This window comes from Cupriavidus basilensis (assembly GCF_000832305.1).
GTDB classification, from domain to species: Bacteria; Pseudomonadota; Gammaproteobacteria; order Burkholderiales; family Burkholderiaceae; genus Cupriavidus; species Cupriavidus basilensis_F.
The window spans coordinates 2,923,209-2,938,872 of record NZ_CP010537.1 but is presented as its reverse complement, the minus strand read 5'-3'; the positions used below and the strand labels follow the sequence as shown (position 1 = coordinate 2,938,872).

The window sequence follows — 15,664 nt, the reverse complement described above, 5'->3', positions numbered from 1 at the left end:
CGGCGTGATCGCAGGGCGTTGCGGAATCCGGATTGATGCATTGCGCCAGTAGAAACGCAGGCGCCTCGTCCAGTGCTGGCGCGGGCCCGGCGGCATTGTCTGGCGTGCGGGAAAGTGTATCGGTGTATCTCAGGGTTTCCCCTAATCACCGGACAGGAGTAAATTCGTGCATCGCCATGCCGCACTGGATGTCGGCGAGAACCCCGGGCGCGGCGTTAACCCGAGGGTGTCCAGTGATCATGTCGCGCTCTGTCAGCGGCAAGCAGGATTTCATGCCGTTGGCGGGGCCTCGTGCCCGGGCGCACCCCCGGTGCGCCTTCACCCAAGTCAGCAGGAAAGGAAGTGAACCCATGAGCTCCACGATCGAAGCACTGTTCCCGAAGCAACAAGGCGCCGCCGACAGCGTCGTTACCGCGCTCAACCACCAGGAGATCGTCGTCGCCTTGTCGGCGCTGGTAGCCGACCAGCGCGTGGCCGTGCTGCACATGCTGTACCCGCGCACCGACGCGCGCACGCACCAAAGCCTCGACACGCTGGTCAGCACGCTGCACGGCCACGGCCTGCACGAGGTGGCCACGCTGGTCTCGCAGGAAGCGCACTACCTGGTCTTCAAGGACCCCGCCAAGGCATGGAAAGCGTTCCAGGAAATCCGCCACGACTCGCTGGCGATCGGGGTGCACCTGTACTACAAGGGACTCTCGGGGGACGATGCGGAAAAGTCGCTCGACGCGGACGCGCACCAGAAGGCGGATACACCTGTGCGCCATTACTGAGCGGCCTCGTTGCCGGCGCTGCCGCCGCTGACCGGGCGGGGCGCTGGCTGCTGGCGGCCTGCCTGCCGATACGGAATACTGCATCAAAAGTGGATGAAAAGCGGATGAAAAGTGGATTAATCGTGGCATTGACGGGTGACCGGAGTATCATCGGGCCGCCCGTCACTCTTCCCGGTCCCGGATGTTGCGCATTCCTGCCACGGCTCAATCTCAAGCTCTCCACGTTTCCTTCGTTCCCCGCTTCCCTCGCTTCCCTCGCTTCCCTCGCTTCCCTCGCTTCCCTCGCTTCCCCCGCATCTTCCGCTTGCTCGGCGCCGCGGCGCTGGCACTAGCCTGCCTCGCCGGCACGCCGCGCCACGCGCTGGCCTACGATATCGGCGCGGTGATCGACGCCATGCGCCTTAGCCGCTATGCCCTGAACGCGCCTGAGCGGCGCGTGTGGGGCACAGAGAACGCGCGCGATGCGCTGCTGGTCGGCCAGGTCGAAAACCGCTTGTTCTTCTACCGCTACGTGCGCGAAGGCAGCACGTCCAGGCTGGCGTTTCGCTCTGCGCCGCTGGTGATCGACCCCGGCACCTGGCGGCCGGCGCACGAGGAAAACGTGTCCGTCACCACGCCCAGGGGCGACGAGACCTTTTACTGGGTGGCCTATACCTACAACGATGTCGACGGCAAGCAGGTCAACGGCTACCTGGTGGACACAGCCGGCGAAGCCATCACGGTGCGCGCCGACGCCGGCACCGCGACGGTGACCAGCACGCGGCCCTGGGACGCGGCGCGCCAGGCACAGGCCATGGCCACGCTGCGCAAAGCCTTGGTGAGCTATCCCAGCCGCCTGACGGCCATGCCGGCCGACTTGCGCTTCGTGCAGCGCCCGCCGGTCGACACACTGGCTGCCTTCCGGGCGCTGCACCAGGCAGCGCGCGCCATCCCCCGCTTGAAGACCACGGAATTCGCCCGCGCGCTGGCGCAGTTGCGCACCTTCGTTTTGGCGCAGGATTATCGCGAGATCGATCCCAAGGGCGAATACCCCGACACGCTGGTCGCACTGAACGACTACGGATTCTGGCTGGCCGAGACCGGCGATGCCGCCCAGGCCGACCTGATCCTGGGCGAGGTGCTGCGCCGGGACCCGTCGCGCATCGCCGCCTACCTGAACCGCGCGGACGCGCGCTGGCAGCAGCGCGAGCGCGAGCGCAACCCGGAAAAGCGCGACTATTACCTGGCGCTGGCGCGCGAGGACTACCGCCAGTACTGCAGCCTGCGGCTGGTGTCCAACAACGCCATCCCGTCCAATGTGGCGGCCCGCATCAGCACCGCGCTGGACGAGACGCAACTGAGCGCGGCCACCTGCCGGCCGCGCCTGGAGATCTTCCCGGCGATCAAGGCCGGCGACCTGCAGGCGGTGCGCCTGCAACTGGCGCGCGGCCAGGATCCGAACGGGGTCAACGAGCATGGCGTATCCGCGCTGAGCGTGGCGGTGTACTACCAGCAGGAAGCGATCGTGCGCGCCTTGCTGGCCGGCGGCGTCAAGGTGAACGGGCCGAACCGGGGCCCGGCCTTGATGGCTTCGGCCATGCCGGACGGACGCGACCAGCGGCCCCTGGCGCAGCGCTACGCCATCGCGGACATCCTGCTGGCGGCGGGCGCCTCGCTGGAGGCGCCCGACATCAACGGCACGCCTTTGCTGATCACGCGCACGTCCTACTATGGGGACGATCGCGCCACGCTGGAATACCTGCTGTCCCACGGCGCGGATCCGAACACGCATGACAAGAAAGGCCGCACCGTGCTGCACGCCGCCATCAGCAACTTGCGCACGCGCTGGTTTGCGGATCAGCTGCTGGCCAAGGGTGCCGACATCAACGCGGCCTACATCCGCATGTACTACGGCAACAGCCCCATGTGGGAAACGCCCTTGCTGGAAGCGCTGCGCGAGTCGGACGGCGAGTTGAAGCCGGGCGCAGCCCTCGCCATCCCGGAGCGCGTGGCCTTTGTGCTCGATCGTGGCGCGGACGCTTCGGTGGGCGGCTATGGCGGCAAGGACGCTGTGGCGCGCAACGGCCTGGACGAGGCGCTGCGCCTCTCGGCCTCCTATTTGCAGCCCGCGCTGGTAGACCGGCTGGTGCAGGCCTCGCGCAAGCCGGCGGCGCCGCTGACCAGCGAGCCCCTGTCGGCCCTGCTGCGCGCGTGGAGCTACCTGGAGGCACGCGCGCGAGCCAGCAAGGACAGCCCCGCGTGGGACGGCCTGCGCGCCAGCGCGCGCGCCACGGCCGAGCGGATGGTTGCGGCCGGCGTCAGCCTCAGCTACCAGAACAGCGCGCAGGGCATGAAGGACAACGCGATCGCGCCGCTGAGCGCGCCATGGCTGCCGGATGACCTGTACCTGGCGTGGCTGAAGGCGGGGGCCGACCAGACCGACCGCAGCGACGGCGGCATGCGCATCAACGGCGTGGACCAGAACGACGCGCTGCCGCTGGTGATCATGATGCAGCTAGGCCAGCAAGCCAAGGTAAAGATGCTGCTGGAGCGCGACGCCGCGCTATACCGCGACCCGCAACGCTGCGGCATGGCCGTGGCGGATGTGCTGTCATGGCAGCTGGGCAATGCCGCCAAGGCCATCAGCCCGGAAATGGCGGGTGCGGTCAGCCATGTCATGCAAGGCGCCGCCAAGGCCGGCAATTGCGACATGCGCATGAAGGCGCGCGCCAGGCCGTATAGCGGTGTGAGCGCCGATGCGTTGGCGCGCTACATCGAAAGAGGCGTCGCCGCGCGCTGAAAGCTAGCTTGCGCTGGCCGCTGCCGATGCCGGGGTTTTGGCGCGGGGTGCCGCGTCCTTGCAATCCTCCGCATTGCCCCATTGCCGCGAGGCTTCGAAGGCGGAAGTCGAGTTCCAGGGCGTTGTGACCAGCCCCGGTCCGACATAACGAGGAGACGGCCGGCGATTCTCGTTTGTGATTTATCCGTCGCATGGATATAATTCGTCGTCAATGCCCCGGATCCGGGGCATTCGTCTTTTTATCCGCTTGATATCCATACCCGGGAGTTTTCCATGTTTCTGATCTGGCAAGGTTTAGGTTTTCTGGTTGTCATCTTGCCCCTTGCCGTCCTGCTCGTCATGAGCCTGCTAGGCGCGCTGGTGAATCTCTCCAACATCGCGACCATCGTGCTATCGCTGATCCTGTCGGCCGCGGCAGTCTTCTATCTCGGCAAGCGCCTCAATTCGCGTCCTGGGCGCATCCTGGTCGATCCCAACACGCAGGAATCCGTGGAATTGCGCAAGCGCCATACGCTGTTCTGGATTCCCATGCAGTATTGGGCGTTCCCCATCCTTCTGATCGCGATCATCGCCTCATTCGCGATGTTCACTGCCGGGGCATAGCGCGGGGAGCAGGCCAGCGGGAGCGGGCGTAGAATACCGGTCCTGCATCCCGAATGCTCCGGCAAGTTGCGGGACAAGCCTGGTAAAAGGCAGCCTTACCACGAGAAGAGACATCAAGTTGAACAATCCGGCCAGCGCTGCGCATCATCGCGAGCTCACCTCGGCGGCCGACGCCGAGACCCTGGCGCGGCGCGCGCGCCGGGGCATCGTCCTGCTGACCTTCGCGTTCGCGCTGAGCCAGTTCTATCGCAGTTGCCTGGCGGTGATGGCGCCGGAGCTCCAGCACGACTTCGGCCTGTCGGCGGCGGGCTTCGGCACCTTGTCTTCCTCCTTCTTCCTGGCATTCGCGGTTGCGCAGATTCCCGTGGGGATTGCGTTCGACCGGTATGGTGTGGGCAAGCCGACGTCCTTGCTGCTGGCCATTGGCGCGGTGTCCGCCGTGGTGTTCTCGCTGGCGCCGAACGGTACCGTCGCCATGCTGGCGCAGGCCGGGCTGGGGCTGGCTTGCGCGCCGGTCTTCATGGGGCTGCTGCATTTTGCTTCCGAGCAGCTGTCCGAGAAAAACTACACGCGGGTTGTCAGCCAGTCCAATGCCACCGGCATGATCGGCGCGCTGTGCGCCACGGCGCCGCTCGGATGGGCCATGCATCTGCTCGGCTGGCGCGTGGCGATGTCCGTCGCGGCGCTGTGCATGGTGGTGGCCTGCTACGGTGTCTGGCGCTTCGTGCGCGATGATGGCCATGCCGAGGCGCGCGGTGTGCCGCTGGGCTCCATGCTCTCGCAAAGCGCCAAGCTGCTGGCCATCGTCCCCTTGTGGACCCTGATCCCGATGTGCGTCGCCATGGCGGCCGGCACGGCGTTCCGCAACGCATGGAGCGGCCCTTACCTGGCCAGCGTGTACGGCTTGAATTCCGGCTCGCGGGGCATCGCGCTTACGCTGCTGAGCGTGAGCGGGTTCCTCACGGCGTTCTTCCTGCCCGTGCTGGTCCGGCGCAGCTCGCTCAAGACCACCATCGCGGGATGGTCCTGCTTTGCGATGTCGGGCGCCATTGCGCTGAGCCTCTGGCCCACGCATGGCATCGTCAGCGGTGTGGCGCTGATGGCCTTGCTGTCGACCATCGGCATGCTGCATCCGCTGGTCATGGCGCAGGGGCGCGGGCTGGTGCCGCCGTCTTCACGCGGGCGCGGGCTTGGCGTGCTCAACACCTTTGTGTTCCTGGGCTCGGCGCTGGCGTCGTGGGGATTCGGCATGATCGCCAGCATGGGCGACGCCCGGCACTGGCCGGTGGCGAAGACCTATTCGACGATCTTTCTCACGGCTGCCGTGGTCGTGGCGCTTGCCGTGGCGCCGTATTTCTTCAGCCCATCCAGCCCGTCCGTGATCAAGCGCTGAACGGGCGCTGAACCGGCCCCGAACCCCGCGGCCTCGGCACGCCAGCAGTCAGAGGGTCCGGGCTCAAGGCTCCAGCGGCATGGCGCTGGTGCACTTGATCTCGTCCAGGCAGACGCTGGATTTCACGCCGCTCACGCCCGGGATGCGCATCAGGGTGTCGAGCAGGAAGTCCGACAGCGACTTCAGGTCGCGCGCCACCACCTTGAGCACATAGTCGATATCGCCGGTCACGGAGAAGCACTCCTGGATCTGCGCCAGCTCGGCGACCAACCCCTTGAAGTTCGACAGGTCCCGGATATGGCCGCGCTCCATCGTGACATGGATAAAGGCCACCACGCCGAAGCCCAGGCTAGCGGAGTCCAGCCGGGCCTCGTAGCGCTTGATCACGCCAAGCTCTTCCAGGCGCCGGTGGCGGCGCAGCGTCTGGGCTGGCGACAGGCGGATGGCGTCGGCCAGTTCCAGGTTGGATGCGCGCCCATTTTCCTGCAACGCTCCCAGCAGGCGCCGGTCGATGCGGTCTAGCTCATCTTTGTGCACTTTCGTTTCCTACTCACCATGAATCGTGAAATTTTATCTCATGATTTAGGGTTTGCCTGCGTGGATTACGAAATCCTATTTTGCGGCCCGGAATATACACTGAACGCCAGATTAGCAGTGCGCACGGGTAAATGAGAGCCTGTTCCGCACGTGCCTGGCACTGCGCATTGATGCGCTGGCGCGCAGGAGCCGCAATATTATTTCTCTCGTCCCCCAACTTTTCGTTGAACACACCATGGCCGATCTGTTTGAAAACCCGATGCAGTTGATGGGCTTCGAATTCGTGGAATTCGCCTCGCCCACTCCCAACCTACTGGAACCGATCTTCGAGCAGATGGGCTTCACGCTGGTGGCGCGCCACCGCTCCAAGGACGTGGTGCTGTACCGCCAGGGCGACATCAATTTCATCGTCAACCGCGAGCCGCACAGCCCGGCTGCCTACTTTGCCGCCGAGCACGGCCCCAGCGCCTGCGGCATGGCGTTCCGCGTCAAGGATTCGCACAAGGCCTATGCCCGCGCGCTGGAACTCGGCGCGCAGCCGGTGGAAATCGCCACCGGCCCGATGGAGCTGCGCCTGCCGGCGATCAAGGGCATCGGCGGCGCGCCGCTGTACCTGATCGACCGCTTTGAAGAAGGCAAGTCCATCTACGACATCGACTTCGAATTCATCGATGGCGTGGACCGTCATCCGGTGGGCCTCGGCCTGCGCCTGATCGACCACCTGACGCACAACGTCTACCGTGGACGCATGGCTTACTGGGCTAATTTCTACGAAAAGCTCTTCAACTTCCGCGAAATCCGCTATTTCGATATCCAGGGCGAATACACCGGCCTGACCTCGAAGGCCATGACCGCGCCGGATGGCAAGATCCGCATCCCGCTGAACGAAGAATCGTCCAAGGGCAGCGGCCAGATCGAGGAATTCCTGATGGCCTTCAATGGCGAAGGCATCCAGCACATCGCCTTCCTGACGGACAACCTGATCGAAGTCATCGACAGCCTGCAGATGGCCGGCGTGCCCCTGATGACGGCGCCCAACGACTATTACTACGACGGCCTGGAAGCGCGCCTGCCCGGCCACGGCCAGCCCGTGGATCAGCTCAAGGCGCGCGGCATCCTGGTCGACGGCACCACCGAAGGCGGCAAGCCCCGCCTGCTGCTGCAGATCTTCTCCAAGGCTTCGCTCGGCCCGGTGTTCTTCGAGTTCATCCAGCGCAAGGGCGACGAAGGCTTTGGCGAAGGCAACTTCAAGGCGCTGTTCGAATCGCTCGAGCGCGACCAGATTGAGCGCGGCACGCTCAAGGTCTGAGGCCCACAAGGCAAGCTGACCATATCAACACCGCCGGCGCAGCAGCATGACTGCGCGCCGGCGGTGCCTGGCCGAAGCCGAAGCGCCCGCGACACGCGAGAGGCGCAGGCCGACATTCCAAAAGAGTGGGTAGAGAGACAAAGATGGTTCCCAACGCTTCCGACAATACAGACGCGACGCTCAAGCGTGGCTTGAAAAACCGGCACATCCAGCTGATTGCGCTAGGTGGCGCGATTGGCACCGGGCTGTTCCTGGGCATTGCCCAGACCATCAAGATGGCGGGGCCCTCGGTCCTGCTCGGCTACGCGGTGGCCGGCATCATCGCGTTCTTCATCATGCGCCAGCTCGGCGAAATGGTGGTCGACGAACCCGTGGCAGGCTCCTTCAGCCATTTCGCCAACAAATACTGCGGCAGCTTCGCGGGCTTCATGTCGGGCTGGAACTACTGGGTGCTGTATATCCTGGTCAGCATGGCGGAGCTCTCGGCGGTGGGCATCTATGTCCAGTACTGGTGGCCGCATATCCCCACCTGGGCTTCCGCGCTGGGGTTCTTCCTGCTGATCAACGCCATCAACCTGACCAGCGTCAAGTCCTTCGGCGAAATGGAGTTCTGGTTCTCCATCGTCAAGGTGCTGGCCATCGTCGGCATGATCGTGTTCGGCGGCTACCTGCTGGCGTCCGGCACGGCCGGCCCGCAGGCCAGCGTGTCCAACCTGTGGCAGCACGGCGGCTTTTTCCCGAACGGGATCTCCGGCCTGGTCATGGCCATGGCGGTGATCATGTTCTCGTTCGGCGGGCTGGAGCTGGTGGGCATTACCGCGGCAGAAGCGGATGAGCCGGAAAAGACCATTCCCAAAGCCACCAACCAGGTCATCTACCGCATCCTGATCTTCTACGTTGGCGCGCTCGGCGTGTTGCTCTCGCTGTACCCGTGGGAGAAGGTCGTCACCGGCGGCAGCCCGTTCGTGCTGATCTTCCACGCGATGAACAGCGACATCGTTGCCACGGTGCTGAACGCCGTGGTGCTGACCGCCGCGCTGTCGGTCTACAACAGCGGCGTGTATTGCAACAGCCGCATGCTGTTCGGGCTGGCCAAGCAGGGCAATGCGCCCAAGGCGCTGTTGAAGGTCAACAAGCGCGGGATCCCGCTGGCCGCACTGGGTGTTTCCGCGCTGGCCACCGCGGCTTGCGTGGTGATCAACTATTTCATGCCCGGCGAGGCCTTTGAGCTGCTGATGGGGCTGGTGGTCTCGGCACTGATCATCAACTGGGCGATGATCAGCATCATTCACCTCAAGTTCCGCCGCGACAAGCGCGCAGCCGGCCAGGAAACGCGCTTCAAGAGCCTGGGCTACCCGCTGACAAACTATGTGTGCCTGGCCTTCCTGGCAGGTATCCTTTACGTGATGTACCTCACGCCAGGCCTGCGCATCTCGGTGTACCTGATTCCGGCATGGCTGGCCGTACTGGGCCTGAGCTACCGTCTCAGGCAAAAGCAGAAGCGCGCCGAACCGGCGCTGCCCGAGCGCGTATCGGCATAATGATGACCCTGGCGGCCACCGGCCGCCGGCTCCGACCCATCCCAGCACTCCAGCCAGAGTATCCAATGTTCGAACACATCGATGCCTATCCGGGCGACCCGATCCTCTCCCTCAACGAGAGCTTTCAACTCGATCCCAGGACCGATAAGGTCAACCTGAGCATCGGCATCTACTTCGACGACGAAGGCCGCTTGCCGGTGATGCAGGCCGTGCGCGAAGCCGAAGCCGCGCTGATGGCCGACATGGGCCCGCGCCCCTACCTGCCGATGGCTGGGTTTGCGGCATATCGCGACGCGGTGCAGGCGCTGGTTTTTGGCCAGCCGTGCCAGGCGCGCGCCGAAGGGCGCATCGCGACGGTGCAGACGCTGGGCGGCTCCGGCGCGCTGCGCGTGGGCGCGGATTTCCTCAAGCGTTATTTCCCTGACGCCCAGGTCTGGATCAGCGACCCGAGCTGGGAGAACCACCGCGTGATCTTCGAGCGCACGGGCTTCACCGTCAACACGTACCCGTACTACGACGACGCCACCGGCGGCCTGAAGTTCGACGCCATGCTGGACGCGCTGCGGCTGATCCCCAAGCGCAGCATCGTGCTGCTGCACGCCTGCTGCCACAACCCCACCGGCGTGGACCTGAACCACGACCAATGGCGCCAGCTCATCACGCTGCTCAAGCAGCATGAGCTGCTGCCTTTCGTCGACATGGCCTACCAGGGCTTTGGCGCCGGCCTGGACGACGACGCCTTCGCGGTACGCGAGCTGGTGGCCCAGGGCGTGCCGTGCCTGGTGGCGAACTCGTTCTCGAAGAACTTCTCGCTGTACGGCGAGCGTTGCGGCGGCCTGAGCGTGGTTTGCGACAGCGCCGAAGAAACCGGCCGGGTGCTCGGCCAGCTGACGGGCGCGGTGCGCGCCAACTACAGCAACCCGCCCACGCACGGCGCCCGGGTGGTGGCCCGGGTGTTGACCACGCCGGCGCTGCGTACGATCTGGGAGCGCGAGCTGGCGGGCAAGTGCGAGCGCATCGCCAAGATGCGCGCGGCCATCCACAAGGGCCTGGCCGCCCACGTGAGCGGCGAGGCGCTGTCGCGCTACCTCACGCAGCGTGGCATGTTCACCTACACCGGGCTGACGGCCGACCAGGTGGACCGCCTGCGCACGGAGCACGGCGTGTACCTGCTGCGTTCGGGGCGCATGTGCGTGGCCGGGCTGAACGAGCGCAACGTGACCCAGGTGGCGCAAGCGATTGCCAGCGTGCTGGCGCCCGCGGCCTGACGGGCGGCTGAACCACGTCCCGCGCGGCAGTTGGTCTTTCCGCCCGCGCGGGGCGGCGAACTCGCTGTTTGCTTCAAACCAGCACGTGACGTGTTTCAACGAAGAAGCGTTGAATCTGGCGATCTATCTCCGGATCGACCATCTCCTCGGGCCGGTTCCCGTTCGGGCAGGGCAGCCGCGGCGTCGTGCCGAACAAGCGGCAGATCAGCGGGCGCTCCGCATAGACCTGGCAACCCTGGCTGCCAAGATGCGGGCAACTGAGGTCTGTCAGCGCGGCTTCGTGCTCGGCATCGCTTTTGACCGGAAGCCGCGACATCTCGTGCGTCGAGGTCATCACCGGCCCGCAGCAGTCGTGGCAGCCCGGGGTGCACGCGAATGCGGGAATCCGTGAGCGGAAGAACCTGATTTTCTGACTGATCATTTGGCGTCCCTCTTCATTGGCCCGGTGGCCGGTTTCGTATGCCCAGGCACCGGGTGCGGAACCGTCACGGCTCGCTGCGATTGCCATCCTGGCCGAGTCCTTCAGCCCGCGAGCTTTTGCCAGAATGTGTGATCCGACGCGAGCCGTTTGCCCTGCTTCAGGCGACGCGCGGCCGCCCGCAGATTCAGCGGGTGCGTGGCTTCCAGGGCGCGAGCCCGCGTCAGCAGCTCGTCCTGGGAGGGAAGCGCCCGCGCCCCCTTCCACGCGAACAGCGTGTAGTTGCAACTGTCCTCGGACAGGGCGATGGAAAATGATTCCCCGAACACCGAACGGATCTCTTCCAGGTAGAACGGGATATCTGCATCGCTGTCGAGGTAGTTGGCCACCAGTACCCCATCGTCGGCGAGCCGCGCATGGCACGCTGCGTAGAAGGCGGCGTTCCCCAATTGTGCCGGCATGCCATGGGCGAGAAAGCCATCCACCAGGATGACCTCCGGCCGCGCGTCCTGACTCTTGACATACTCGGCGCCATCCGCGCAGACCACTTCGAGCCGCTCGTCGTCGGGCGGGATGTGGAAGGTATCGCGCAAGGCGATCACTGCCGGATCGATTTCAATGGCAACAACCTTTGCCTGCGGAAGATGCCGATAGCAATACTTGAGCAATGATCCCCCGCCCAGGCCAATCATCGAGATCCTGGCGGGTGCCGGCTGCAGCAGCAAAAAAGCCATCATCGTCCGCGTGTAGCCGAGCACAAGCTTGTCGGGGTCATGCCGCGACATGATGCTTTGGGTCGCGAGCGCGTCGAAATGCAGTGAAAGTGCAAGCGGGGTTTCCAGCACGGTCGGGGTGCCGTCGTCCGGGGCTTCGGAGAGGAACTTCAAGTAGGCTTCAAAGGAGGTACGGCTGGGATCCATCTGCGGGCTCGATCAGGCTTGTTATTCGATTTGTCACTCGGTCAACAGCGCGGCGATGACTTCTCGGCAGCAATTTCGTCCGTGCCGGTGGCCCGGATACGCGCCTGGGCTCCCGCCCGCGGCGAGAGTCGCTCAGCTTTCAGCCTCAGGCCGAAAAAGCGTCGTCGGATTGGCCCTGAGGGACATAAAAGATATTTAAAGATCGCATTGCGTGGTTCCGGCATGCCTTCAAGGCCTTCAAGACCTTCCGGCGAAGGCGGTTGCCAGGCCGCACTTGGCTGATCAGTTGTATATAATGATAATGCTATTATCATACAATACTACTCTGAAGCGTATGGAATCCAAGACTGCCCGTTTCACCGTGTTGATCGACCCCGTGAAGAAGAAAGCCTTTGAGGCACTGTGCGCGGCGCAGGATCAAACGCCATCACAGGTCGTGCGTCAGTTGATTCGCGACTATCTGGAGCAGCATGGGGTGGCCTATGCAACCCGGTCCCAGGTTGGCGCCACGGTTCTGGCCAAGAAGGACGGCGAGTGACCGTTGTCCGCATCGCGGATTTCAATACTGCTGTCACTGCGTGACAAGACTGGAGCAGGCTCTTGCAACGATCGGAAGATGTCCATGCGTGAGGCGGTGACTTATCGCGTCACGCCGCGCGCAAAGGCGCTCGTCGACGGTAGCTACCAACCCAAAGTCCTGGTGGCTATCTACCGAGGCGATACGCTGGTCAGGGATGTTGCGCTGTATGCGCGATGCGACGCTTGTCCGCTGCGCGTGACGGCTGCCAGGCTTGCCGAAGCACTGGCCTTGCGGATTCGGGCGGTGCTCAAGGATGTGCACGAAACGGATGACGTCGCCACCGCTGCCATTCAGACCCTCTTGCGACGCGTCGGGCTTAGGACAACCCCACGATCCGTTGCCGTACGTGATTCAGGGCACTAACCAGGTGCGGCAACACGCCGACGGCACGCCATCTGCTTTCTTGACTTTCATTTAACCTATTGGTTAAATGAATCCATGCCATCCTCCACCGATCCGCTGACCCCCATCTTTGCCGCACTGGCTGATCCCACTCGCCGCGCCATCCTTGCACGCCTGGCCGAAGGGGAGGCGCCGGTGAGCGAGCTGGCGCGGCCGTTCGACATGTCGGCTCCGGCCATCTCCAAGCACCTGCGCGTGCTGGCGGACGCCGGGCTGATCGAGCGGGAAGTCAGCGCCCGCTGGCGCATCTGCCATCTGCGCGCGGATGCGCTGCGCGACGCGCATGACTGGCTGGGCGCCTACCGGCGCCACTGGGAGGGCAATCTCGATCGCCTTGTCGAGTTCGTCGAACGCACCCATGCGGCGGGCTCGACCGAAGGCACCGGCAACGCAGGCAAAGCCCGAGGGAAAAAACCATGACCCAAGCTGCTACCTTCCATCTGGAAATGGACCGCTTCATCCGCGCCCCGCGCGAGAAGGTGTTCGACGCATTCACCAGCCAGGCCGCACTGTCCGAGTGGCATTGCCCGCGCGGCATGCACGTGCTGGAGGCCAGCGCCGACGCGCGTGTGGGCGGCAGGTACCGCATCGTCATGGGTGGGCGTGATGGTGCCAGGCACATCGTGGGCGGCGAGTACCAGGCGATCGACCGGGCGGATTTCCTTGCCTATACCTGGTTCTGGGAAACCGGCCCGATGCCGCCGCAGATCAAGACGCTGATTGAAGTCACGCTGACCGCCAAGGATGGCGGCACGCACCTGCATATGCGCCACAGTGGCTTTCCCGAGGCGGGTCAGCGCGATTCGCACATGGGCGGCTGGCAATCGGTGTTCAATCGCCTCAGCGATTTCCTGGACCCGGAGGGCAGCGCCGGCTCCGTCACCGTGATCGGGGACCCGCGCAGCAGCTATTGCCGCACGGTGCGCATGGCGCTGGCCGAGAAGGGCGTGGCCTACAAGCTGCAGCCCGTGCCGCCGCACTCGCCGGAGGTGCTTGCGCATAGCCCGTTCGGCCGCATTCCGGTATTGAGCGATGGCCCGCTTTCCTTCTATGAGACCCGCGCCATCCTGGCCTATATCGAGGAAGCCTTCGAGGGCCCGAGCCTGCTTGCGCGACAAGCAGGCGCCATTGGCCATGCGCGCTGCGAGCAATGGATCAGCCTGATCAATTGCCACGCCTACGACGCCATGGTGCGCCGCTACGTATTGCAGTACATCTTCCCCAAAGGCGAAAACGGCCAGCCCGAGCGCGCGGTGATCGATGCCGCGCTGCCGGAGATAGCCACGCAGCTAGGCGCGTTCGACGAAGCCTACGGCAATCGCGATTACCTGGTCGGCACGGCGATGTCGATGGCGGACCTGTTTCTCGCGCCAATCCTGGCGTACGTCGGCATGTTTCCCGAGGGCGCCGCCTTGCTGGAGAAATGCCCCAACGTGCGGCGCGCGCAGGCAGTGATGCGCGAGCGGCCAAGCTTTGTCGCGACGCAGCCGCAGATGGGCTGACGCCACCGCCTGGCTGCGTAGCCGCTCAGCCGTTTAGCCGCTTGGCCGCTACGCAGCGGGCAGGAGCACCGCCACCGCTTCCACCTCCACGTTCAGGCCAAAGTGCAGCGCGCCGGTCGGCACCACGGCGCGTGCCGGGCACGCGCTGCCTGCCCACGCCGCGTAGATGGTATTGAATGCCGGCCAGTGTTCAATGGCGTCCACATAGACCCGCACCTGCGCCAGGCCGCCGATGCCGCTGCCGGCTGCGATCAGCGCCGCTTCCACGTTGGCCAGCACCTGGCGCGCCTGATCTTCGAAGGGCGCGCCGACGAGCTTTTCGCCGGCGGGCGTGATGGGCAACTGCCCGGATACGAACACGAAGCCATTGGCCACGGTGGCATGGCTGTAGTGCCCGCCCGGCGCGGATAGCCCGGCGGGGTTGACCGTCTTGACCGTTTTGACCACCTTGACCGTGGCGCTCGCCTGATCACCATCCATGGAACCGGCTCCAGGCAGCGAGCGTGCCGTCTTGCGCAAGCGCGTGATATTCGGGGAACTGCGCGCCAGTCGCACAGGCGTGGTTGGGCAAGATGCGCAGCACCGTGCCAATCGGCAAGCGCGCCGCGATGTCCGGCTCGGGCGCGCTTTCCCCGCCTTCGCGCGACACGATGCCATGTTCCTGATTGGCCCCGCTGAGCACATAGCCCGGGAGCACGGTGCCGTCGATGCCGCAGACCTGCCCGTAGCCGAAATCGCACTTCTGCTTTTGCGTACCACGGTCGCGGCTCATGGCCATCCAGCCGGCATCGACGATGGCCCAGCCCTTGTCCGCCTGGTGCCCGATCACGGTGGTCAGCACGCTCAGCGCCACGTCCTGCGTTGCGCACACGCCAACGTTGCGCATCACCAGGTCGAAGAACACGTAGACGCCCGCGCGCACCTCGGTGACGCCTTCCAGGCGCGTTGCGGATAGCGCCGTGGGGGTCGAGCCGACGCTGACCACCGCGCATGGCAACCCGGCCGCGCGCAGCCGCTCGGCCGCCATGACGCAGCCGGCCCGCTCCTGCTCCGCCATCGCCGCCAGGGCTTCAGGCGTATCCAGGTCGTAGCTGGAGCCGGCGTGCGTCATCACGCCGCCCAGGCGGGCGCCGCCTTCATGCAGCACGCGGGCCACGTCGATCAGCGCGGCTTCGTCCGGGCGGATGCCAGAGCGGTGGCCATCGGTGTCGATCTCGATCCAGACCTCGAACGACTCGCCATGCGCGGCGCCGAACGCGACGATGGCCTCGGCGGACGTCACGCTATCGGTGACGATCTTCAGGTCGCAGCCCTGGCGGCGCAGCGCCAGGGCCTGGGGCAGTTTGGTCGAGACCATGCCGACGCCGTAGAGAATGTCCGTGATGCCATCGGCAAAGAAATGCGCGGCTTCCTTCAGGGTGGAAACGGTGATGCCGCGCGCGCCCGCATCGATCTGGGCTTGCACGACCGCCGAGCATTTGCTGGTCTTGGCATGTGGGCGGAACCGCACGCCAAGCGCGTCCATGCGCGCCTGCATGCGCTGGATGTTGTGTTGCATGCGGGGCAGGTCGATCACCGCTGCCGGTGTTTCCAGGCTCGCGAGTGTGTGGTTGGCAGTGTTCATAGCGTTCTTGAGCGT

Annotated in this window: 16 protein-coding genes; 11 read left to right on the top strand and 5 right to left on the bottom strand. The window is 65.0% G+C overall.

Going from position 1 to position 15,664, the window contains the following annotated elements:
• The first annotated feature begins 350 nt into the window (after positions 1–350).
• From RR42_RS33525 to RR42_RS33510, 4 genes are all read left to right on the top strand, one after another.
• Positions 351–773 carry a hypothetical protein gene (locus tag RR42_RS33525; RefSeq protein ID WP_043356320.1) on the top strand — a complete coding sequence of 141 codons (423 nt, stop codon included), beginning with the start codon at positions 351–353 and terminating at the stop codon, positions 771–773.
• A gap of 304 nt (positions 774–1,077) precedes the next feature.
• Entirely contained in the window at positions 1,078–3,552 is a 2,475-nt protein-coding gene (locus tag RR42_RS33520; protein WP_043356318.1) for an ankyrin repeat domain-containing protein, read from the top strand.
• A 273-nt stretch (positions 3,553–3,825) separates the two neighbouring features.
• Positions 3,826–4,155, top strand: coding sequence for a hypothetical protein (locus RR42_RS33515; protein WP_043356317.1), 330 nt, complete (start codon positions 3,826–3,828; stop codon positions 4,153–4,155).
• A 118-nt stretch (positions 4,156–4,273) separates the two neighbouring features.
• Positions 4,274–5,548, top strand: coding sequence for an MFS transporter (locus tag RR42_RS33510; RefSeq protein ID WP_043356316.1), 1,275 nt, complete (start codon positions 4,274–4,276; stop codon positions 5,546–5,548).
• Positions 5,549–5,611: 63 nt separating this feature from the next.
• On the opposite strand, the gene RR42_RS33505 is transcribed toward RR42_RS33510, so the two are convergent.
• Complete coding sequence (locus tag RR42_RS33505) at positions 5,612–6,085, bottom strand: Lrp/AsnC family transcriptional regulator (protein WP_043356314.1); 474 nt, start codon at positions 6,083–6,085, stop codon at positions 5,612–5,614.
• A gap of 235 nt (positions 6,086–6,320) precedes the next feature.
• Between RR42_RS33505 and hppD the strand changes: the two genes are divergently transcribed.
• The 3 genes from hppD to RR42_RS33490 all read left to right on the top strand — a co-directional run bounded on the left by hppD (position 6,321) and on the right by RR42_RS33490 (position 10,203).
• Positions 6,321–7,394 carry a 4-hydroxyphenylpyruvate dioxygenase gene (gene hppD / locus RR42_RS33500; RefSeq protein WP_043356312.1) on the top strand — a complete coding sequence of 358 codons (1,074 nt, stop codon included), beginning with the start codon at positions 6,321–6,323 and terminating at the stop codon, positions 7,392–7,394.
• Between the two features lie 143 nt (positions 7,395–7,537).
• A complete protein-coding gene (locus RR42_RS33495; protein WP_043356311.1) occupies positions 7,538–8,935 on the top strand; it encodes an amino acid permease in 1,398 nt (465 codons plus the stop codon).
• Between the two features lie 65 nt (positions 8,936–9,000).
• Positions 9,001–10,203, top strand: coding sequence for an amino acid aminotransferase (locus RR42_RS33490; protein ID WP_043356309.1), 1,203 nt, complete (start codon positions 9,001–9,003; stop codon positions 10,201–10,203).
• Between the two features lie 73 nt (positions 10,204–10,276).
• Here the strand turns inward: RR42_RS33490 and RR42_RS33485 are convergent, their stop codons facing one another.
• Both RR42_RS33485 and RR42_RS33480 read right to left on the bottom strand, forming a co-directional pair.
• On the bottom strand, positions 10,277–10,624 hold the full coding sequence (locus RR42_RS33485) for a YkgJ family cysteine cluster protein (protein WP_043356307.1): 348 nt from the start codon (positions 10,622–10,624) through the stop codon (positions 10,277–10,279).
• Between the two features lie 101 nt (positions 10,625–10,725).
• Positions 10,726–11,541, bottom strand: a complete 816-nt coding sequence (locus tag RR42_RS33480; RefSeq protein ID WP_043356306.1) for a fused MFS/spermidine synthase — start codon at positions 11,539–11,541, stop codon at positions 10,726–10,728.
• Positions 11,542–11,875: 334 nt separating this feature from the next.
• On the opposite strand from RR42_RS33480, the gene RR42_RS33475 reads away from it, so the two are divergent.
• The 4 genes from RR42_RS33475 (at position 11,876) to RR42_RS33460 (ending at position 14,025) form a co-directional block, all read left to right on the top strand.
• Positions 11,876–12,079: a ribbon-helix-helix protein, CopG family gene (locus tag RR42_RS33475; RefSeq protein ID WP_043356304.1), complete on the top strand. Its 204-nt coding sequence runs from the start codon at positions 11,876–11,878 to the stop codon at positions 12,077–12,079.
• Positions 12,080–12,157: 78 nt separating this feature from the next.
• The gene (locus RR42_RS33470) at positions 12,158–12,484 is read left to right on the top strand and encodes a hypothetical protein (RefSeq protein ID WP_043356302.1); all 327 of its coding nucleotides are present in this window, start codon (positions 12,158–12,160) and stop codon (positions 12,482–12,484) included.
• A gap of 75 nt (positions 12,485–12,559) precedes the next feature.
• A complete protein-coding gene (locus RR42_RS33465) occupies positions 12,560–12,943 on the top strand; it encodes an ArsR/SmtB family transcription factor (protein WP_043356300.1) in 384 nt (127 codons plus the stop codon).
• Positions 12,940–14,025, top strand: coding sequence for an SRPBCC domain-containing protein (locus RR42_RS33460; protein ID WP_043356298.1), 1,086 nt, complete (start codon positions 12,940–12,942; stop codon positions 14,023–14,025). Before RR42_RS33465 ends, RR42_RS33460 begins: the two co-directional genes overlap by 4 nt.
• A gap of 48 nt (positions 14,026–14,073) precedes the next feature.
• Here the strand turns inward: RR42_RS33460 and RR42_RS33455 are convergent, their stop codons facing one another.
• Entirely contained in the window at positions 14,074–14,505 is a 432-nt protein-coding gene (locus tag RR42_RS33455) for a RidA family protein (RefSeq protein WP_052495145.1), read from the bottom strand.
• Positions 14,495–15,649, bottom strand: coding sequence for a DSD1 family PLP-dependent enzyme (locus tag RR42_RS33450; protein WP_043356296.1), 1,155 nt, complete (start codon positions 15,647–15,649; stop codon positions 14,495–14,497). Before RR42_RS33450 ends, RR42_RS33455 begins: the two co-directional genes overlap by 11 nt.
• Positions 15,650–15,664: the final 15 nt, after the last annotated feature.